Source organism: Sphingobacterium sp. E70 (assembly GCF_019285695.1).
Taxonomy (GTDB): Bacteria; Bacteroidota; Bacteroidia; order Sphingobacteriales; family Sphingobacteriaceae; genus Sphingobacterium; species Sphingobacterium detergens.
The window spans coordinates 2,431,018-2,449,565 of the sequence record NZ_CP079104.1; the positions used below are offsets into that span (position 1 = coordinate 2,431,018).

General features: G+C 39.4%; 28 protein-coding genes and 3 pseudogenes. 8 read left to right on the forward strand and 23 right to left on the reverse strand.

Features of this window, described 5'->3' with window-relative positions; genetic code table 11:
* Positions 1 to 123 precede the first annotated feature (123 nt).
* The 5 genes from KUH03_RS17335 to KUH03_RS17355 are packed head-to-tail and all read right to left on the reverse strand — an operon-like array spanning position 124 to position 1,706.
* The gene (locus KUH03_RS17335) at positions 124 to 348 is read right to left on the reverse strand and encodes a hypothetical protein (protein ID WP_257095190.1); all 225 of its coding nucleotides are present in this window, start codon (positions 346 to 348) and stop codon (positions 124 to 126) included.
* Positions 345 to 866 carry a family 20 glycosylhydrolase gene (locus tag KUH03_RS17340; protein ID WP_257095192.1) on the reverse strand — a complete coding sequence of 174 codons (522 nt, stop codon included), beginning with the start codon at positions 864 to 866 and terminating at the stop codon, positions 345 to 347. The genes KUH03_RS17335 and KUH03_RS17340 overlap by 4 nt, the downstream gene beginning before the upstream one ends.
* Complete coding sequence (locus KUH03_RS17345; protein ID WP_257095193.1) at positions 863 to 1,114, reverse strand: family 20 glycosylhydrolase; 252 nt, start codon at positions 1,112 to 1,114, stop codon at positions 863 to 865. Before KUH03_RS17345 ends, KUH03_RS17340 begins: the two co-directional genes overlap by 4 nt.
* Entirely contained in the window at positions 1,090 to 1,470 is a 381-nt protein-coding gene (locus tag KUH03_RS17350) for a family 20 glycosylhydrolase (RefSeq protein ID WP_257095195.1), read from the reverse strand. The genes KUH03_RS17345 and KUH03_RS17350 overlap by 25 nt, the downstream gene beginning before the upstream one ends.
* Positions 1,467 to 1,706: a hypothetical protein gene (locus tag KUH03_RS17355; protein WP_257095197.1), complete on the reverse strand. Its 240-nt coding sequence runs from the start codon at positions 1,704 to 1,706 to the stop codon at positions 1,467 to 1,469. The genes KUH03_RS17350 and KUH03_RS17355 overlap by 4 nt, the downstream gene beginning before the upstream one ends.
* A 548-nt stretch (positions 1,707 to 2,254) precedes the next feature.
* On the opposite strand from KUH03_RS17355, the gene KUH03_RS17360 reads away from it, so the two are divergent.
* From KUH03_RS17360 to KUH03_RS17395, 8 genes are all read left to right on the forward strand, one after another.
* Complete coding sequence (locus tag KUH03_RS17360; RefSeq protein WP_257095199.1) at positions 2,255 to 2,464, forward strand: hypothetical protein; 210 nt, start codon at positions 2,255 to 2,257, stop codon at positions 2,462 to 2,464.
* On the forward strand, positions 2,461 to 3,873 hold the full coding sequence (locus KUH03_RS17365) for a glycoside hydrolase family 2 protein (RefSeq protein WP_257095201.1): 1,413 nt from the start codon (positions 2,461 to 2,463) through the stop codon (positions 3,871 to 3,873). Before KUH03_RS17360 ends, KUH03_RS17365 begins: the two co-directional genes overlap by 4 nt.
* Before the next feature lie 32 nt (positions 3,874 to 3,905).
* The gene (locus KUH03_RS17370; RefSeq protein WP_257095203.1) at positions 3,906 to 4,271 is read left to right on the forward strand and encodes a hypothetical protein; all 366 of its coding nucleotides are present in this window, start codon (positions 3,906 to 3,908) and stop codon (positions 4,269 to 4,271) included.
* Positions 4,272 to 5,455: 1,184 nt separating this feature from the next.
* Positions 5,456 to 5,779 carry a hypothetical protein gene (locus KUH03_RS17375; RefSeq protein WP_257095205.1) on the forward strand — a complete coding sequence of 108 codons (324 nt, stop codon included), beginning with the start codon at positions 5,456 to 5,458 and terminating at the stop codon, positions 5,777 to 5,779.
* Between the two features lie 56 nt (positions 5,780 to 5,835).
* On the forward strand, positions 5,836 to 6,087 hold the full coding sequence (locus KUH03_RS17380) for a hypothetical protein (protein ID WP_257095207.1): 252 nt from the start codon (positions 5,836 to 5,838) through the stop codon (positions 6,085 to 6,087).
* Positions 6,088 to 6,181: 94 nt separating this feature from the next.
* Complete coding sequence (locus KUH03_RS17385) at positions 6,182 to 6,583, forward strand: hypothetical protein (protein ID WP_257095209.1); 402 nt, start codon at positions 6,182 to 6,184, stop codon at positions 6,581 to 6,583.
* A gap of 136 nt (positions 6,584 to 6,719) precedes the next feature.
* Positions 6,720 to 7,088 (forward strand): hypothetical protein, encoded by a 369-nt coding sequence (locus tag KUH03_RS17390; RefSeq protein WP_257095212.1) that lies wholly within the window; start codon positions 6,720 to 6,722, stop codon positions 7,086 to 7,088.
* Positions 7,064 to 7,657 (forward strand): hypothetical protein, encoded by a 594-nt coding sequence (locus KUH03_RS17395; protein WP_257095219.1) that lies wholly within the window; start codon positions 7,064 to 7,066, stop codon positions 7,655 to 7,657. Before KUH03_RS17390 ends, KUH03_RS17395 begins: the two co-directional genes overlap by 25 nt.
* 68 nt (positions 7,658 to 7,725) lie before the next feature.
* On the opposite strand, the gene KUH03_RS17400 is transcribed toward KUH03_RS17395, so the two are convergent.
* From KUH03_RS17400 to KUH03_RS17485, 18 genes and pseudogenes are all read right to left on the reverse strand, one after another.
* The gene (locus tag KUH03_RS17400; RefSeq protein ID WP_257095220.1) at positions 7,726 to 8,214 is read right to left on the reverse strand and encodes a discoidin domain-containing protein; all 489 of its coding nucleotides are present in this window, start codon (positions 8,212 to 8,214) and stop codon (positions 7,726 to 7,728) included.
* Between the two features lie 48 nt (positions 8,215 to 8,262).
* Complete coding sequence (locus KUH03_RS17405; protein WP_257095222.1) at positions 8,263 to 9,117, reverse strand: hypothetical protein; 855 nt, start codon at positions 9,115 to 9,117, stop codon at positions 8,263 to 8,265.
* Positions 9,118 to 9,134: 17 nt separating this feature from the next.
* Positions 9,135 to 9,512 carry a DUF4983 domain-containing protein gene (locus KUH03_RS17410; protein ID WP_257095224.1) on the reverse strand — a complete coding sequence of 126 codons (378 nt, stop codon included), beginning with the start codon at positions 9,510 to 9,512 and terminating at the stop codon, positions 9,135 to 9,137.
* A 71-nt stretch (positions 9,513 to 9,583) separates the two neighbouring features.
* Positions 9,584 to 9,781, reverse strand: a pseudogene (locus tag KUH03_RS17415) (LamG-like jellyroll fold domain-containing protein); the annotation flags it as partial.
* A 44-nt stretch (positions 9,782 to 9,825) separates the two neighbouring features.
* Positions 9,826 to 10,896 carry an alkaline phosphatase family protein gene (locus KUH03_RS17420; protein WP_257095226.1) on the reverse strand — a complete coding sequence of 357 codons (1,071 nt, stop codon included), beginning with the start codon at positions 10,894 to 10,896 and terminating at the stop codon, positions 9,826 to 9,828.
* 35 nt (positions 10,897 to 10,931) lie between these two features.
* Positions 10,932 to 11,453 carry a discoidin domain-containing protein gene (locus KUH03_RS48695; RefSeq protein WP_373564819.1) on the reverse strand — a complete coding sequence of 174 codons (522 nt, stop codon included), beginning with the start codon at positions 11,451 to 11,453 and terminating at the stop codon, positions 10,932 to 10,934.
* A gap of 90 nt (positions 11,454 to 11,543) precedes the next feature.
* A pseudogene (locus KUH03_RS48700) lies at positions 11,544 to 12,316 on the reverse strand (M60 family metallopeptidase); the annotation flags it as partial.
* 50 nt (positions 12,317 to 12,366) lie between these two features.
* Complete coding sequence (locus KUH03_RS17435) at positions 12,367 to 12,870, reverse strand: M60 family peptidase N-terminal accessory domain-containing protein (RefSeq protein ID WP_257095232.1); 504 nt, start codon at positions 12,868 to 12,870, stop codon at positions 12,367 to 12,369.
* Between the two features lie 57 nt (positions 12,871 to 12,927).
* Positions 12,928 to 13,146 (reverse strand): annotated as a pseudogene (locus tag KUH03_RS17440) (DUF4983 domain-containing protein); the annotation flags it as partial.
* Between the two features lie 32 nt (positions 13,147 to 13,178).
* Entirely contained in the window at positions 13,179 to 13,628 is a 450-nt protein-coding gene (locus KUH03_RS17445; RefSeq protein WP_257097072.1) for a LamG domain-containing protein, read from the reverse strand.
* Entirely contained in the window at positions 13,610 to 14,653 is a 1,044-nt protein-coding gene (locus KUH03_RS17450) for a hypothetical protein (protein ID WP_257095234.1), read from the reverse strand. Before KUH03_RS17450 ends, KUH03_RS17445 begins: the two co-directional genes overlap by 19 nt.
* An 18-nt stretch (positions 14,654 to 14,671) precedes the next feature.
* Entirely contained in the window at positions 14,672 to 15,103 is a 432-nt protein-coding gene (locus tag KUH03_RS17455; RefSeq protein WP_257095235.1) for a hypothetical protein, read from the reverse strand.
* A 38-nt stretch (positions 15,104 to 15,141) separates the two neighbouring features.
* Positions 15,142 to 16,233, reverse strand: a complete 1,092-nt coding sequence (locus KUH03_RS17460) for a DUF5008 domain-containing protein (protein WP_257095237.1) — start codon at positions 16,231 to 16,233, stop codon at positions 15,142 to 15,144.
* Positions 16,234 to 16,281: 48 nt separating this feature from the next.
* Complete coding sequence (locus KUH03_RS17465) at positions 16,282 to 16,557, reverse strand: hypothetical protein (protein WP_257095239.1); 276 nt, start codon at positions 16,555 to 16,557, stop codon at positions 16,282 to 16,284.
* A 19-nt stretch (positions 16,558 to 16,576) separates the two neighbouring features.
* Positions 16,577 to 17,014, reverse strand: a complete 438-nt coding sequence (locus KUH03_RS17470; protein WP_257095241.1) for a hypothetical protein — start codon at positions 17,012 to 17,014, stop codon at positions 16,577 to 16,579.
* A 104-nt stretch (positions 17,015 to 17,118) separates the two neighbouring features.
* Positions 17,119 to 17,832, reverse strand: a complete 714-nt coding sequence (locus tag KUH03_RS17475) for a RagB/SusD family nutrient uptake outer membrane protein (RefSeq protein ID WP_257095242.1) — start codon at positions 17,830 to 17,832, stop codon at positions 17,119 to 17,121.
* The gene (locus KUH03_RS17480) at positions 17,811 to 18,152 is read right to left on the reverse strand and encodes a RagB/SusD family nutrient uptake outer membrane protein (RefSeq protein WP_373564743.1); all 342 of its coding nucleotides are present in this window, start codon (positions 18,150 to 18,152) and stop codon (positions 17,811 to 17,813) included. The genes KUH03_RS17475 and KUH03_RS17480 overlap by 22 nt, the downstream gene beginning before the upstream one ends.
* A 107-nt stretch (positions 18,153 to 18,259) precedes the next feature.
* The gene (locus KUH03_RS17485) at positions 18,260 to 18,541 is read right to left on the reverse strand and encodes a RagB/SusD family nutrient uptake outer membrane protein (protein ID WP_257095244.1); all 282 of its coding nucleotides are present in this window, start codon (positions 18,539 to 18,541) and stop codon (positions 18,260 to 18,262) included.
* Positions 18,542 to 18,548 lie beyond the last annotated feature (7 nt).

Below are 18,548 nucleotides of genomic sequence, written 5' to 3' on the forward strand. Positions count from 1 at the left end.
TGCTGTGATTAATTTATTATATTTCATCTTATCCTTATTTCTTTAAAAATGATTACTCCCAACGACAAATAAATCCGTATTTATTGACCAGATATATGTTGCCCATCCGATTATCACTTTGGATTATCTATATATTGTTTTTGTGATTTTTAATAACTGCAGGCTCTGGATTACTATCCGTAAATGGATCAAAGTAATAAAGCCCCTGATCGCGGTATAAGGGTAAATGCTTTTTAATTTTTTTGCAAATTCATCAAAATTTCGACCTGTTCCTGGCGCCCATGCCGCCTCCGCCAATGCCGCTATTCTCGGAAACACAAGGTAATCCAAACGACTGACATTCGTCACTGTTTCAGTCCAAAGATTAGCCTGAATGCCCAAGACCTGTTTTTTCTTTTTCCCAAACTATCCAATTGACTTCCAGCAAAATCAAACACATCCTGTAAAGGATTGAAACCCTTTCCCCATTTACGGCCATACTTATGATTCTCCTGTTGTACAAAGTCAAAATACATTGGCAACCTAGGCGTTAGTATAACTTGATAGCCTTTATCCAAAATCTTGTTTAGCTGTTCTGGTTTATCATGACGCCACCACATCATGACCGTCTGATCTTTGGCCAACTTGGCATCCACCATTTCATCCCAAACAATAATCCTTCCGTTTATCCCAGCCACAGAATCAGCCATACGACGGATAAAATACGCTTCCACTTCTTTGTTGGACTTTAAGCCTACTGTCTTTTTCAATTCCTGAACTTTGATATCATTATCCCAGGCATCGCTACCGAAAGCGACCTCATCTCCTCCTAAATGAATATAGACAGAAGGAAACAGTGTTTTCACTTCACGCAAAACATCAGTCAAAAATGTATATGTTGTATTTTTAGCAGGATGAAAAGTAAAATCGGGATGTTTTTCGTTCCCCCACCAGAGAGAAAAGGATAAGCCCGATTTGCGGCTGTAGCATGTCCCGGCATATCAATTTCAGGAATGACCTCAATATTTCGCTCAGCAGCATAGGTGATGATCTCACTGATATCAGCTTGACTATAATACTGTACGGGCGCATAAGGATCGAGATAATTGCCTATCCCCCAACTTGGGCTAACCAAGGGTATTTTTGTATACTTAAGCGCCAAGCCGGTTCGTCTGTCAAATGCCAATGGAATTTATTCAACTTGTAAAATGCCATCCAATCCAGTAAAGATTTCACTTTCTCCTTACCAAAAAAATGACGTGATTCATCTAGCATAAAACCTCGCCAACCAAATTGCGGTTTGTCCTCAATATTCAATACAGGTAATAAGAATGCATTGCCTTTTCTTTCAGCACCAGTAATCACCTGCTCCAAACTAGCAAGTGCATTGACAATACCCGATCTATCAGAAGCATATATTGCAATACCTTTGCGATCAATATTTAGACGATATGCTTCATGCTGTAATTTGCTATCAAGCTTCACGATCATTTTGCATCCTTTTCCAAGGAAGTGTAAGTTGAAATTCCAAAACGGCCCAACATCAGCTTCCGAAGATAGTGCAAAGACGATTCAAACACAGCATCTCCAGTGACTCCAAAATTACCCTCCAGCTTCAACTCTCCCTGCCCCATTTTACATGCTAAAGGCTGCGGAATAATCGCGATTTGAGCTGTCACATTTTGAATGAGTAAGTAGGTTATAATAAATACTAATTTACGTTTCATATGATAATTAAGACTTTACCTTGGTTAGAAGGTGTTAAAATTAATTATTAAAGCATCATCCTGCTACATTTTTATAAAATCCTTATCTGCGATTCTGAGTTTGCTGTATCCCTATACTGAAACCAAATAGTTACGGTCTTTAATCGATTCTAATTGTAGCTCTGCGTAATACAATGGTAAAGAAATTATTAAGTTATTACTGAAAGTCAAATCCAGTCAATCGTTTGCGCAACTCTCGAAAACGTTATAGTGTATTTTATACAAACAAAACAATAGGGAAACATATTTAAACAGGGAAATAATAAAGATTTAAAAATTAATATTATTACAAAATCCTTCATCAACCAAAACCCGCACAATTAGCGATTGTCTTTTTGTTGGTTATATTTGAAAACGAAACAAATACCCTAAGTTAAAAACCATATGATTAAAAGGATTTTTTATACGCTCTTCTTTATTGGAATAACTATTCTGCATCTACAAGCCAGAACAGTCATTCCGTTCAATGCAAACTGGTCGTTTAAAAAGGTCCGTTTTCCACCTCAGCATTGGACTACAACCAGATATTTGATGGAAAGTGGCAATTGGTTACCCTACCACACACCTGGAATGCAACAGACATGCAGACTGCAGAGATCAAACCGGGAAGTCTTGGAAAAAACGAACGTTTTTATACCGGCGATGCTTATTACCGCAAAACGTTTGTCCCAGGATCAGATTGGAAAGGTAAGCGTATTTTCATTCGATTTGAGGGGTGAATACCAATACCGAAGTTTACTTAAATAATAAACCCCTTTCTGCCAAAGCAGGAAAAAATGATATTACCTACGATAACTCGCAACGAAATGGCAACTACAGTTTTGTTGGCCGACATCAGGGCGGCTATTCTGCTTTTGTCTTTGAATTAAGCGATATGCTTCAATTGGGAGTGGAAAACGAGCTGTTGGTCAAGGTTAATAATGAAGCCAGTCCACAGGTTATTCCGGTAAACCACACCTTATTCCCGATGTACGGCGGCATTTATCGTCCTGTTGAACTTATAGTCACTGATGACATTCATGTTGCTGTGAATGACTTTGCTTCCCAAGGTGTCTATATCACGCAACAAAATGTTTCAAAAAAGACTGCGGATATAGCATTAAAAATAAAAATTGACAACAAATCCGGAAAAATACAACCGATCGAATTGCTAACAACCATTTTAGAAAGAGATGGTACCATAAAAGCAAAACAACAAACGGCATATACATTGCCGCCACAGGGCCGTCAAGTCTTATCACAACAAATTGTGGTCAAAAGCCCACATTTATGGCAAGGACTGGACGATCCCTACATCTACAAGGCTGTGACACAGATCAAAAAAGATGGTCAGGTCATTGACGAGGTAACGACACCTTTAGGGATACGCAAATTCGAACTACGTACTGGCCAAGGTTTCTTTTTAAATGACATCAAGTATCCCTTATATGGTGTATGTCGACATCAGGATCGTTGGGGCAAAGGCTCAGCCTTGAGCAACGCCGACCACGACGAAGATCTGTCCATTATCAAAGAAATGGGAGCCACTTCCATCCGTCTAGCACACTATCAACAGTCATCATATTTTTATTCCAAATGCGATAGTATCGGGCTTGTGATCTGGGCCGAAATCCCATTTGTGAATCGCGTGACAACATTTGAAGACAATAACGCCCAACAGCAGTTGAAAGAATTAATTCGACAAAATTTCAATCACCCTTCCATCTATATCTGGGGCATGCATAACGAAGTTTACTCCCCGTCCGCCTACACCGTAGAACTCACGACCAAACTAAATGATCTCGCTAAATCCGAAGACCCGGATCGTTACACCGTCTCCGTCAGCGGATACAATGTAATTGATCATCCGGTTAACAACAACGCCGATGTGCAAGGGATCAACCACTATTTCGGCTGGTATAATGGTGAACTGGAAAACAAATCTGATAAAGATGACGATGTAGCCACATGGGCGCAACGGATAAGTAAAGAGTTCAAAGACTACAAGATTATCTTTTCTGAATACGGTGCCGAAGCAGTTCCTGAGGATCAGGCGGAAGAGGTAGGCAATTTCGGCAACCAATGGAGCAATCCCTCTTTTTCCCAGAAGAATATGCGACAAAATTCCATGAAGTGCATTGGGGCGTAATCTCCAAAAGCCCTATTTTCCTAGGATCATACTTGTGGAATACTTTTGATTTCGCCACACCGATTACCGCACTAAACGTTAATCCGAGAAATTATAAAGGATTGGTTTCTTTTGATAGAAAATTGAAGAAAGATGGCTTCTACTGGTATAAAGCAAATTGGAGCAAAGAACCGGTATTGTATGTCACCCAACGCCGTATGATCAATCGCGGAAATGAAATTACCCCGGTAACCATCTATTCCAATAGAGGCGAACCAACCTTAACTGTTAACGGAACTGTTATCAAAGGCGTTAGAAAAGGGCAAACAGATGTGCATTACATTTTTGATAACGTCAAACTTACGAAGGGGCGAACACGATCGAAGCTAAGATCATACAAAAAGACGGAAAGATATTGACAGATAGTATTCATTGGAATTACGATCCATCTTATAAGCAAAATGCATCAGGACCAACCAAATCAAAAACTGAACACGTAGGTCTCTAATACCAAAATTAAATAGAATGAAAAAGCCGCACTAGTCCCTGCATTAGTGTGGCTTTTTTATGTAAAAGTGATTACGGACTTACCCTATCATTCTGGATCCACATCTAACCGGCTTTTAAGAAAAAAATTACCAGATGGTCATTAACCGACATAAGCCAACCGTTTACCGAGATTCACTCCTGATTAGCCTAATGACTCTCCCCTTTCAGCAAATCTCCCCTACCTTTGAGATATCAAATAAGAAATAAAAACATTAAAAAATAAACATCATGGCAACTAAAACAACATTCAGCATCAACAGCAAAACAATCACAAAAGCTTTTCAAGACCTTTTGATTCATTTAAAAGCTCACGCTTAAAAGTTTCTTCCAAAATGGACAGGAATACCTCAACATATCATTACTACTGGCGGTGATCATTGGAATTATCTTTCCGGTAGCTTTTGTAGTCCTTATTATCCTTACTTTGATTTGCAGCCTGCAGTTGGCCATCTTACAAGAGGATAAACAGGAGGAAGAAAAACAAAAAATGATCGAGCTAAAATAAACGCTGTCCTTGACAACCTAACATAAACGGTATGCCCATCGATGGGCATACCGTTCTATTTTTATCACTATCTTACTTAAAGATCGGAAAATACATTATTCCAACCTTGGATTAAATTATCTGCCACAGTCCCTATTTTGTCTGAGTCTTGATTTTTTTGATATACGCGATGACGATAGCCTAGAGTCATTCTTTACAATATATTTAACATTTTTTCTCAGTTTCACGTCACACATCCTGTTGTTAAGTCGTCACACATTTTCGCTGCCCCATTTTTCACCAAAAACAATGCAATCGATTGATTTATATTTATTTTTAATAGAAAATTAATTTCCGTACCTTAAACGGAACAATACTTTTTAGTATTGTAAATGCTATAAAATAACCCTAAGCGAAAACCATTTATAAATTATGATCATGAGATACATTATCTTGTTCCTTCTATTCATACAAATAAACTTCAGCCACGCACAAAGCAACAGTATTTACCTGCATACAGACAGAGATTACTATTTTCCTGGCGATACGGTATGGTTTAAAGGTTACATTTTGGAAGAAGGTCTTCTTTCGAAAAATGTATTTAACCTCTACCTCAAATGGGCAGATGGACAGGGTAAAGAATTCCAGCAGGCCGTAGCAATGGTTTCGCAAGGTATTACAGCAAGTCATTTTGTTATTCCACCAACTTATCAGGGAGACGAGTTATTTATCAATGCCTATACAAATGATCCGAATTGTCCACAAGGCCGCCCATACTTTAAGAAAATCGGCATACTGCAACTGGGAAAACCTATTTCAGACCAACGATCTGATGTTCCTAAAAAGAAAAGCAATACAATCTATTTCTTTATCCTGAAGGAGGTTTATTATTAAGTGACATTTCGAATCAGCTTACAATCAAATGTACGGACAACAATGGAATTCCGTCCATGGCCAAAGGTAGCCTGACAGATGATCAGGGTAAGTTTTTAGGTGATTTCCAGACTGACGGGGCAGGACTTGCCATGATTTATTTTACCCCGAATTTAGCTACTAACTATTTCATCGAATGGACCGCTGTGGATGGAAACATTCGAAAAAACAGCTTACCAGCGGCGAAATTAGGCAGTAAAGCTAGCCTGATAAGGAGAATGATCAAACCGTCATCCAATTACAGACCAATATCGATTCACAATCTATAGGTATTGAAGCCAGCTTGCAACAACGTTTTCTTTTCAAAGAACAAGTGCACCTGATTAAGGGGAAAAAATTAATATTCCGCTTCAGAATAACAGTTTGGAATATGGACTTTTACAAGTTAAAGTCAACGATACTTCAGGTCAATTACTTTCTTTGCGAGCGGCCATCATTGGACAAGAACAAATCCTGCTCAAGCCAGAGGTTTCTTTACAACGGGGTGAAGGTGAAAAATCTGGGAATAGGCTCCAATTACAGCTTCCATTAAAAGAGTCTGCAAAATTATCAATTTCAGTCACGGATATTGATGTTCCAATAGATAGCAACGAAAGTATATTGACTGATCTATACCTTAAACCATTAGCCTCAGACAATTTAATCGCACCTCAAGTTTACTGGAACAAAAGCAAGAATAGAGACGGTTATATTCAGAGTGTGAACTGGCTCGAGAAATCTGCTATAGCGATAAGCAATTCTATAAAGATACATTACTTGTTTTAAAAGGCCAGATAATAATGCCAAAAGACAGATGGACTAAGTTTTATGAAAGCTACCGAAACCTATTGAAGAAAGAGGAAAAATCCAAGGGCGTTGACCGAGGAGCTTCTTCGGTTATCAGGATTTTGGCTCATCACGCATGAAATACCAAGAAATTGGTTTTGATTCTCTGGGCAGATTTAGTATTCCCAACTTGATCATTTTTGATTCCGTAGAAACCAAATTTAGCCAAATCTATCGTCGGTTAAAATTTGAGCCGTTTTCTGTCCATTATACTTTTGCAAATCCGCAGCAGTTCCGACGTCCGGTTTATATCGCTGACAGCCTACCACAAAGAGATTATAAAACGACAGATTTAATCCAACTTGAAAGCTTTGCCCCAAATTTCACTGTTGACGCAAAGGGACAGCGCAGGCTGGCAACTGTTGTCGTCCACAGAAGTCGATTGCAAAGAGAGCAAGAGCGCGTCCAAAAAGATTTTATATGGCAGATGTTCCGACCAACATAAAGCCCGATGCAATAATATATCCGGCACTTGACAGCAATGTGATTAAACGGTCCTATGATATTAGCGATTATATACGGAAACAACTCAAAAGTTATAACCCGCAAAGAAACGCCAAAATCTATATCAATGGAATAGAGCAGAGCTTTACTAATTTTGAATCCAATATTGGTGATAGTGGGCTCTTTGAAGACGCTGCTAACTTTCCCATGGTAAAATACTATGCGAGTTTACCGCAGGCAAATAATCAGCCAGCGATTCTTCTGTTTCAGTCCTCAGCAGATGAAGTCGACCGTGAGATTGGCAAGGCAGTGGATGAGCAGACCCTTATGGGGTATATGCCGATTACACAATATACCAATGTGACCTACGAAACTACTGCACAGAAGTTTAATAGTCCCAAGGATTATCGACCAACGTTATATTGGAATGCCTTTGCCACGATCGAAGCCGGAAATACATCAGGACTTTTTACCTTTTTTAATAATAGTCGAGCAAAGGGATTTTGTATAACTATCCAAGGTATCACGGAATCTGGTAAGGTTGTTTATTATAGAGAGGTATTTAAATAAGCCTGTGTTGAATTATTCCTAAAAGAGATTAAATTCAACACGGGCTTACTTGTGGAAAGTACGATAAATTACAAATCGAATGCGCGGAACTCTGCGAGATGGGTGCTTGTCGCTCCTGCAGTGAAAGGCGCTGTCATTGTGATCCGAACATATTGTACTCTTATAGGTGTAATGATATAATCCTGCCACGTTGCTGTCGCTTCTGCAGAATTAAATGTCAAATCTTTTCCAACCATGGTCCAATTTGTCCCATCAACAGAAACCTCAACATTAAAGGTCTTAAATCCACCTGTTGTATTATTGTGTCTACGGATCATCCCAAACTTTGAAAAATTCTCCACTTTTCCAAAATTTATAATAAACCAGTGTGGATAATTGAAATTACCCGAAGACCACGTTGAATGCCAGTAGGTATTAATATCACCATCAATTAAGGAAGAACCTTTTCCATTTGCCTCTCCTTCATTAGTTTCAATAGATGATACCGTTGCGGACCACAGGTTTTTAGCAATCGGAGCATAAAGCAACAATGATTGTTCAGGGATGATCCCCCTCACTTGATACCACAACTTTCAAAACCCCTGGCTTTCCACCAACATCAATTTTCAAAGATCCATTTGAATCTGTATTTTTGTCACTGTAACAGTTTTCTGTCCACTATTTCCAACGTATGTACACTTTATGTCAATCGGATCACCTGTAGCATTTTTCCATTGAAGAATAGCATTATTACCATCCATAGAAGAAGTTAATGACGGCAATATCATTTTATATACCAGCATCCCAGGAGCTAACTGTTTTTGCGCATTCAAATTTCTCTTCCAAAGTTCATCGTTTAAACTTAATGCAAAATCAATCTTTTTTGTATCATCCACCAAGTCCCCTACTCGCACAGTATCTGTAAGATTTGATTTAAAAGAGTGATTCATTATTTTTCCATTAAGCACATAGGAAATATTTCCCGGTATTTCACGGTCTGAAGTTTTTGGAAAAATAAATTCAACACCACCGGGAATAGGATTTACTGAGAGATTACTCATTTTAAAATCTGCTTCAAACGGTCGTGGTGTCAGAACTGTTTTTGTTACTTTAGAAGGTGTTCCATCAGCGGTAAAATACTGTAAAAGAAAATCATAAGATTTAAGTTCATTTAAATGAATAACCACTGGATCGGTAAATTTTGTTACATCCACAACCTTTTCGGATCCATCTTTATATTTGATTTGTGCCTTTACGACACGGTCACTTAAAGCTGGCCAGTGAATCTCTACATTTTGATTAAAGGCAGAGACCAAGGTCAAATTTGTTGGCTTCGCTGTAGGGCGCGTTTCAGTTACAATTACCTCTTGACCTTCCTGTTTAGGGAAAACCAGTTCTTCTTCCTTACAGGCATAGAATGAAAGCAGCAAACCTGCAAAGAGAAAACTGCGCCGTAGATTCATTTTAGGTATTCTTTTCATTTCAGTTGGCTAATTAATTAAGGCTTTAAGAACTCTACTTCATATTTATTTAGGAACACTTGTCCTTGAAGATTCCAAGTACGTTGTGTTTGAATTTCCAACCAATAGAAAATTTGAGTGAACATATCTTCAGGCTGAATCAAAATCGCATTTGGATCCACATAAGGAAGATTGTTACCACTCAACACGGTTCTCGAAGATCCCTGTGCTTCTATATCAGGATTACCAGTAATCTTATTCATAAATTTATTGTTGACCAAGCTTTCCATCGGCCAATAACCAATCAGACCAGAACCAGCAAACTCTGCATCAGGAATACCAACACGAGTCGCATTCTTCTTAATCGCAGCCTCATCCAATGCCTTGTTGTAAATATGTACATCGCATAACTGCATATCAACAGGGCGGCCCGAAAATATATAAGGAAAATACCCAAAAGTCAAACCTGTCGTCGATAGGGCTTTACTCAGGTTGAGTGTTGCACTACTCGCCTCCCCGTCTTTAAACCATTCACATATACCTTAACTGTAGGAACATTATTAATCGTGGAGACAACTGCAGCAATATGTGTCCATTCACCTGCAGAGGATACCGGTCCCATTCCAGGCTGTACATTTGTACTGCCATCTGCCAAAAAGAAGGTTAACGCATTTCCCGATTTAAAGAATGCCCATCCCGAAGTAGAGCCAGTTCTTGCTGCATTCTTTCCTAAAAAGGAGCATTCGAAGCATAATCGAAAGCACCATTGGTTGGATTCATTTTCACCTTTGCATCGACCGTAAACTCTCCAGTCTTCGCAACATCATACATTGTTTCATTCGCTAAGACAGGATTATTCCGTCCTCTAAAAGCTATTGGATTATAGTAAGTATAGCTACTTTGCCCAGCATCATAGAATCCGAAAAAACGCATCGATTTAATCATCTCGGTCTTAAGCTCCAATTGTTTGAAATTGTTATTCTGAAATATCGTGAAGGTATTTCTTTCTGCAAAGGAATCGCCGCCATATGACTTATCAACACCACCATGATTACTGGTCAAAATAACCAGCCAATCTTCAGTTTTATAATTTGTTCTCGCTTTCAATGCGGTAAGAATCTCGCCAATGTAACCATCTACTTTCTTTACGGCGTCAACATAACCCGTTTGAGATGCAGAAAAGCCATATTGCTCGCCTGCTGTAAGCACATCTTTAAATTGTACAATAGCAATACCAGGATTCTTCTTTGCCAATACGTCAACCACTTGTTTCTTTACAGCTTCGTCGGATGTGGCATCAAATGTCTCATCTGCACTTACGAGCAATTTCGTATTAATTGCCTGATCACGGGCGACAACAAAGGATTTCGTAGTAGGAGCAAGTGTCGAAATACGGTACAAAATCGAAGGGTAACCTACTGGAGTAGCATGGGGATTGTTTTCATTTGGTTTAGGAATATAGGAATCATCCTCTATCCCATGCATGTCCGCAGAGACGCCACTCATCATTGTCATCCAAGTAGCCGCGTTTTTTGTGTTATTATTCGCAACAGATTCAAATGTATATTTACTTGTCTTCAATAGCTCTGCAATATTTGTCGGCATAATTTTCTTTATTTCAGCCCCCACGGCACCATCAATTGAAATAAAAAGAACTTTTCTTTTCACCGTTCCGTCACCATCTTGCTCTAAATCCTCATATACAGCTGGGGGATTTTCATATTTAGTACAACCTGCCCAAACCGTTAATATCGCCAAAGCGCATATCGCTGCTTTAATTCGATTAAAATATCTTTTCATAGTCTTTTATATATCGTAAAACACCCCTAACTCCGCTAGTGCAACATGGTTTCTCCACTCAGATTTTTCTCCGGAAATGAGAATTTCACATATTGAGCCTCCACAATTTTATCGAAAGCGAACTCTCGCATCACATTTCGTTGTGCGGTTGTTTCCGAAGATTTGGCGAGGTCATATGTCCCCATATCCACCCAGTTCTTATTATCTTGACTTATGCGTACAATAACTTTTGTTGCATAGGTATTATTCTGTCTATTCTGAATAAAAAATCCTTTGAATGCATTAATTGTCTTCATATCTATCATGATTTCTACCGGCAAATTCGTTGCAACACTACATCCGGAATAGCATGTATGCCAATACGTATCAGATTTTCCATCTTGCATTGCATCAATTTTACCCGTACTCTCGCCTGTAGCAGTAGAGACGTTCGATGTATAAACAAAAGCCGCTCTCGGAAGGCTGTACTTTGTGGGTAGAATATCGTCTCCTCCGGTAAAGGTCAGGGGATTATAATCCCAAACTTTATTTGCCATGGGCGGGTACAAATTACGCATCTCCCGTTTTGCGGCAGCACTGATTGGGATACCCCAGGCAAAAAAGAAACGGTGGAAATCCTTACCTGTAAAATGACATAATTGTCTGAAGAAATAGTCTTTCTTAGCTTGATCCAAGGAAGTGAAGAAATTTTCATTTCTTGCTTTACTATAGATGTAAGGGAAGAAATCCCAACCCGACTCACCGTTTTTTCCTTTCACTTTATCAAAGATCTGCAGAAATGGTGTTAAGCGGGCAAATGGATCATCTGCATCAAGTCCGTAACCGGTAGGAAAAGGTTTAAATGTCTTAACTTCGTTATAAGCCGCAAACTTCAATGCACCTGGGATAGATGTTTTTAAGGCCGGATGAAAATCAATCCGGTTGGTCTCGCCTCGATTTCGGGCCGCATTAAAAATAAAGAGATTATTTGTTGTTTCACCTAAGTCAGACCAGCTCCAAGACGATCCCGCTTGGTAATTATGTCCCACCTCATGATAGGTTCCCCATGAAGTTCCTTTTTTATCGTATTCGGGTTTGTCAATTCATCCAACCAATACTCATCTTCCTGCATGATCCACGGACTTCCGCTATGGGCATAACCGGCAGAAGGGTGAATATCCATCACTCCGCGCTCCCACAAACTTGGATAACGGTTTATTGGGTTCGCGGCAGTAGGAGAAAGCCCCATCCAATTGTAATAATCTTTTTCATACGAATCATCCCAAAGCTGCAAAGCCTCATCCACATGATCCATCTTTCCTGATTGAATCAGTTTTACAACAAGCGAGCGGGGAACTGAAAATGCTGTTCTTTTGCCAATAAGATCCATCCAAGGCACATCGTTGGCCAAAACCTGCTTTTGCCAATCCGAGACCGTCATTTTTCCGAGGACAAAATCATTGGCTTTGGTCGCTCCAGATATTTTTAAGTTCACTGGAGTTGGTCTTGTTTTTGACTAATAATCCATAATGTACCACCATACAGGTTACCGACATAATTATTTCCTGGAAATAATTCTTTCCGGGTATAGATGATAGCATCACGTCGTGGAGCATCTTTACCTGTAATGTTGTCAGTATGTACGCCAATCTGGGCTGTGAGGCCAACTACACCAGCAGGGACAGTAATTCGAACATTTTCTCCTGCGGGCGCATATAACCCAGTACTGTATATTGGTGATGGCGTATAACTTACTTTGTATTGAAAATCACTGATATATTCTCGGTCTATCAATAAGGACAATGTTGTATCCTGAATACGTCTTACATTTTCGCCTACGAGGCCTGGATAGATACGGGCACGATGGTATAAACTTTTATCCGCCTTCCCCATGGTTGTATCTGTCATAATGGGAGATTCTGTTTCGTCTCCTTGCTGATAGCCATCCTTAAAATCGAAACCTTCTTTACCACAGGAAGATACTAAGGCGATCATCCCGGCAATAAATCCAAATACTATATATCTTTTATTCATAATGGTCTATTCTATCGGTTAATTTCTTATTTGTGCATAGTTGGGGCTCCAGCTTTTGCCATCCAGATTCCAGGCACTTTCTACTGTGATTCCTAACCATTGATAAATCATAAAGGGAACATCCACTGCGTTTGGCACCAAACGGAAAAAAGATTCGCCAATTGGGGGTTGAAAAAATGGAACTAATTCGTTGAAGCTAACCCATTTTACAGGTCCTTTTAGATTAAAATCGTTAGCCCGGCCAGTTTTTTCGGTTAGTTTACTTGTATTTACATCACTATAACCAGGCCAATACCCTGTAGATTAGCCCAAAAGGGAAAGGAATCGTCTATGTGGGTCACTCCTCCATAACGCTTTATTTCTTCTGCGCTAAATGCACGATTGTAAATCTGTACATTACAGATTGAAATATTACAGTCTGTATTTCCATTACCTGGATTAAATCCCAGCGTAAGTGGGCTATTATTATCCAAATTATTGCCATTAGCAGATTGTTGGGAACTTCCATTTGCAGTTGCATTTGTCCCATCAGTATATACGTAAACGGAGTCTTTATCACCGCTTCTCTTAATTACTGCGGTGAGCGCATGCCAATTCCCATCATTTATATTGGGTCCAAAAGCTTGCCCCGCAATGGAACTATTAAATCCCCAATATGGTCCTTCTAAAAAGAAATTCCATCCTGCTCCTGAAAAACCAGCTACTCGTTTTGCAAAAATATAGGATAGTAATAAGTGGAGTTAGGCACATTATATTTCAAAAACAAGGTCATCGTCCAGTCTGATCCTGTTCCCATATTAAATTTATTAGCATCACTGAGTGTCCCGATAACCTGATTATTTGCGGCGTAAGTGTAATTCGTTGCAGTTCCCACAAAAGGCACATCTTTGGCACTAGGTCTTGGTAAAATCTTACGTGCAAATTTAGGAGAATACATCAGCGTATAAGTCGCGCGTTTGGCATCCCCAAATGCCGTAAAATCTGTTACAGGATCCTTAGAATCGCCACCTTTACCTGAGGTCACAATGACCAGCCAATTTTCATTGACATAGGATTTACGAGCCTTAATCGTATTGACCAATTGCTGAACTTGCTGATCCATTTTCTTTATTGCATTGACATATGCTGTTGACTTGTCTGAATATTCAGCGCTCGCTCCAGCTTTGTCCACATCCACCAAATGAACCACGTTTAAATCCGCAGAATCAGTTGCTAGACCTTTGTTAGCAGCCGCCAAAACCGTTTCGTCTGTAGCACTCTTTTCCAAATGGGCATCTTTTCCCAAATAGGTAGCATAGGTAGAGGATGACGTGTATAGACTAGAAACTTGTTTACCTTGAACAGATTTCAAGCGACTGAATATTGTTGGGTAAGCAGCAACATTCAATGTCGATAGGTCATTGGTTGTTACTTTATTTTTATTCGCATTTACCCCTGTGAGCAATGACGATACAACAGCTTCATTGGTCATTTTAAAATCGGTTGTTGGATCTGCTAGGCTACCATAGGTAACCATACCGTTTCGGGTCATTTCGATGAGATTAGCTGGTTCCAGAGATTGCACTACAGGCCCCGACAGCCCATCTACAATAACCATTAAAACTTTATCCCTATTCTCTGGGCTATCTTTTGCCTCTTGAAAATTCTGAAGCAGATTTGGAAAATCTTTATTACAGGCCGCGAGAAGCAAAACTCCGCCTGCACAGTAGATTATTTTTTTGATGAGTTGGATATACTTGTTCATATCTGATTCTTTTTGAGGTTATTCTTTAACTTCCAATCGAAAAAAATTGCCTACGGATTTCTTTCCGTATTGGTTGATACTTCCTCCTATTAGTAATGCTGGTAAGCCCAAAGACGATTTTGTCTCCACCACTTTCCGGATGTTCCCAGAAAAAGGGGCCTGACTATTATACTTCTGTAGCAAAGAACCGTCTTTTTCGAGAATCAACATATTCGTCCTACGAACGTTGTTATAACTTTCGATCGTGCCATCAATGATCACTCGGCCGTTGTTCAATACCTGTGCAAAGGTGGGAATACCGTTATCAGCATTCTGAAAAACAAACTGATCATCTACCGTACCATCCGTATTTAAGATCGCAGCCCCATTAACTTTACCATTAGCTCCTAGCCCCTTAAAAACACCCGCAATGGCAATTTTCTTTAACTGTTCATTGTAAGTGATCTTCAAAATCCGATCTATTGTGCCACCTAGATTAAATGAAGGATCTAGTGTTCCATCTTTTTAATACAGGCAATTCCGGGAACTGCTTTACCATTGTAGGACGTAAATGCACCAACAATAACCACACGGTCATTATCAATTAAGGCAGCGTCCATAATATTTCCGTTGGCACCTTGGTTTTTAAATGCGAAGGTTGAATCCAAAGATCCATCTGCTTTCATCCGAATCACATTCTTTGCCTCAGTCAATAAATACCGTCTGTTGTCCCTGGACGAATAGGTATAATCAATTTTATAATAATCCTTAAAGTTCCCTACCGCAACAACCATATTGTCCGACACCGCAAAAACTTTTAAAGGTGCATTTCCAAGGATACCACCATTAAATGCTGAAACAGTATCACGTGAGTTTCTCGGATTATCAGTTGTATTAACAACATCCACGATCATCGTATCCAGTTTTCCATCTGTGTTTAGTTTGGCAATATTATTAACACGCCGTTTATTAAAAGTACCGAATGGTCCTCCGATGACAAATTTACCATCCGTCATTTTCGTAACGGAATTTATACTTCCACCGCCTGAAGTCCCTTCTCCAAAAGTCATCGTGGTCGCCGACTTACCATTTGCATCAATAAAGTGAATACCATTCCGAAACACCTTTTTATCCACAGCTTCATTTTCAAAATTGATAAACGATCCTGTCACAATATAACCCCCTGCATTTGGCAGAATATCACTTACTGAAAAACGGAAACCATTCACCATACCATAGTTCTCATCCAAGGAAGCATTGCCCTCGATATCCAGTCGAGGCCCATAAAATACCTGTCCATCGACTTCAATTTTCGCGTTCCCAGATGATATTTCTGCTGGGACTTTTATCGTGACCAATGAATCTTTTGCGGTAATGACTTCAACCTTTGTATCATTGACTGAAAAATTAATTTTCCCGAGATAAGGCTTAATTCCTTTCACATAAAAATCGACCAACTCTCCGGGTTTTGCTATTTCTGGGTTGGCATAATTCGTATAAAACCCGATGCCTAATGACTCCTTTCCACCAGCATAGGGATCTGTACCTAATGCAATGTCTTTTGAACAAGCAGAGAAGCCAAGCAAACTAACTAGCGTCACATACCAAATTTTGTCTAATATTATTCTTTTCATAATCTGTCAGTCAAATCAGTTTTTAGGTAAAATACCCTGTACCATTACATCCTCTGCAAATAGTGCACTCCGAAAACCAAGTGCATGTTTTGAAAATTGTAAAACATGCAATACCCCATTCGTCGGCTGAATATCGGAGGTGGCAACAGGAGCTGTAATAAAAGGAATCAGATAATCCTCTAAGCCCGGGATACTAAATGGATAATTGAAATACAATTGTCTGTAGCCAGCATATTTAATAAGTTGATTATCATTTGCCCGGACATCATTATAAAATACACCAATATTCATTTCGGTATTGTCAAATGTTTTATATACTCCCCGGATAAGAATCTAATTTCAACGTATCCAACTGCCCGAAATCTTTTGCGACATACTTTCCTTTGAGAATATACCGGGATAGGTATTTACGCCAGATTTCAGGCTTTATTTGATCAAAAGAAGTGATGGAATCCTGTCCAGAACGAAAAAGCGACTCATTGAGTAACCACACCGATTTCATAATGGATGGATCCGGAGGAGCAAAGAAAGTAACTTCCTCATTTTGCAACACCACATCCAATTTGGCTATTTTAAGCGCAACAGTAAGGGTATCAAAAAGATCCGGCCTGCTCTCAAGATATTGCCATATCGTCCCCTTGTATTTTGGGTCGTGAACCCCTGTATCCAAATAATCCTCTTTCTTGCAAGCGCTTAACGCCAGTCCCACGAGCAAAATAAATGTTCCTATTTTTAAAAAAATCTTCATCTTTCGTTCCTTTTAGTTCCAATAATTGTTTAAGCGCATATATGGATTATTTAACAAAGCAGATTTATCGATCGGCCATGTCCAGCCGCCACCATTAAAAGCACCTACCGACATTGGAGCTGGGGTATACTCGAATTAATAACCTTTTTCGTACGCACCAGATCATAATAGAAGTTTCCTTCGCCGAGCAATTCGCGAACACGTTCCCACCAGATCGCATCTTTAAGATCATCTCCTGATTCCATAATATCAGCAGCCTCTGCACGTTTACGAATCACATTGACCACGGTCCTGGCTTCTTCATCCCGATTTAATTCGGCCAATGCCTCAGCACGAAGGAGGATCGGGTCCGAATAACGGAAGATCATCTGATTATCATCCGGGTTGTTGTCTTCGCCTTCTTCCATAAATACATTGGCAAATTTCAGGCATTGAAAATCGCCATTTGTAGCATAAATATCATCGTCAAACCAATATGTCTTACGCAGATCTTGTTCCGCAGGAGGGTACATTTTCTCCATAAATTTTGGATCGTAATAGATATACGATTTCGTTGTCACCTTATTTGGCGCATGTAAAACGTAATCTGAGTAGGAGGCGGAAAGGTGAAAACTTTCTCCATAATTGAAATTCTGAACAATTTCAAATAAACCTTCCTTGGTACGGCCTTTAAAAATATCCTTTGTACGGGTTAAACTCAATAAAGTATAGGCACCACCATTTTCTTCCATCAGTTCTCGTCCCATTGAAGCGACTTTTTCATAATAAGGAGCCTTATCCTCATTTGCAAAACCTGCTATCCACATATTGACATGCATATTGAGCGCCAGGGCACTCCCCGCATAGCCTTTACTGCTACAACCGATGGATCATCATATGTCCATGGTAAGTCTTTGTAAGAAGCATCCAAATCTGCAGAAACATTCTTTAAAACAGTAACCATATTGGTGCGGGGCAATGGATCTGTATTGACATCAGTATAATAAGGGACATCACCGTACAAGCGCACCATAAAGAAGTAAGCCAACGATCTTAGGAAAATCGCTTCTGCTTTATACGCCTTTTTCTGTTCTTCAGACAGAAAGGGCATATCCTTATTATCGATCTGATAGCAAATGATATTGGCATTTTGTACCATTTTATAGAAGTTATTCCATTGCGTAATGCGAGGAAATCTGAAATAGGAAAAATTATTATCCTGATTTTCATCGCTTCTCGTTAAAATACTATTTAAATTATTCTGCCTTAACAGTGAGATATAATCCCGTCCGGCTCCTGAAGTTGCACTTGTTCGATTAGTAGGTGCACAACGCAAATCGCCTGATGCAGAAAAAAGATATTGGTCATGGTTGCCTCTCTAAATGTAGAATAGATTCCACCCATATACTGCTCCACATCGCCTTTGCTTGTCCAATAATTGTTACCCGTCAATTTATCGATCTGCGTAATATTCAAAAAGTCTTTGCCACAGGAGAGCAAGCTTAAACTTGCACCTAGCAAAAATGTATATATAAATGTTCTTTTCATGATTTGA

Excerpts from the sequence above, each read along its gene's own strand:
- KUH03_RS17450 (WP_257095234.1), bottom strand. The coding sequence starts at position 14,653 with ATGAACAAGTATATCCAACTCATCAAAAAAATAATCTACTGTGCAGGC.
- KUH03_RS17420 (WP_257095226.1), bottom strand. The coding sequence starts at position 10,896 with ATGAAAAGATATTTTAATCGAATTAAAGCAGCGATATGCGCTTTGGCG.
- KUH03_RS17390 (WP_257095212.1), top strand. The coding sequence starts at position 6,720 with ATGAAATACCAAGAAATTGGTTTTGATTCTCTGGGCAGATTTAGTATT.
- KUH03_RS17350 (WP_257095195.1), bottom strand. The coding sequence starts at position 1,470 with ATGATCGTGAAGCTTGATAGCAAATTACAGCATGAAGCATATCGTCTA.
- KUH03_RS17480 (WP_373564743.1), bottom strand. The coding sequence starts at position 18,152 with ATGGTACAAAATGCCAATATCATTTGCTATCAGATCGATAATAAGGAT.
- KUH03_RS17355 (WP_257095197.1), bottom strand. The coding sequence starts at position 1,706 with ATGAAACGTAAATTAGTATTTATTATAACCTACTTACTCATTCAAAAT.
- KUH03_RS17465 (WP_257095239.1), bottom strand. The coding sequence starts at position 16,557 with ATGAATATTGGTGTATTTTATAATGATGTCCGGGCAAATGATAATCAA.
- KUH03_RS17380 (WP_257095207.1), top strand. The coding sequence starts at position 5,836 with ATGGCCAAAGGTAGCCTGACAGATGATCAGGGTAAGTTTTTAGGTGAT.
- KUH03_RS17485 (WP_257095244.1), bottom strand. The coding sequence starts at position 18,541 with ATGAAAAGAACATTTATATATACATTTTTGCTAGGTGCAAGTTTAAGC.
- KUH03_RS17410 (WP_257095224.1), bottom strand. The coding sequence starts at position 9,512 with ATGCAGTTATGCGATGTACATATTTACAACAAGGCATTGGATGAGGCT.
- KUH03_RS17395 (WP_257095219.1), top strand. The coding sequence starts at position 7,064 with ATGGCAGATGTTCCGACCAACATAAAGCCCGATGCAATAATATATCCG.
- KUH03_RS17470 (WP_257095241.1), bottom strand. The coding sequence starts at position 17,014 with ATGAAGATTTTTTTAAAAATAGGAACATTTATTTTGCTCGTGGGACTG.
- KUH03_RS17435 (WP_257095232.1), bottom strand. The coding sequence starts at position 12,870 with ATGATCGCCTTAGTATCTTCCTGTGGTAAAGAAGGTTTCGATTTTAAG.
- KUH03_RS17475 (WP_257095242.1), bottom strand. The coding sequence starts at position 17,832 with ATGCATGTCAATATGTGGATAGCAGGTTTTGCAAATGAGGATAAGGCT.
- KUH03_RS17405 (WP_257095222.1), bottom strand. The coding sequence starts at position 9,117 with ATGAAAAGAATACCTAAAATGAATCTACGGCGCAGTTTTCTCTTTGCA.
- KUH03_RS48695 (WP_373564819.1), bottom strand. The coding sequence starts at position 11,453 with ATGCGTAATTTGTACCCGCCCATGGCAAATAAAGTTTGGGATTATAAT.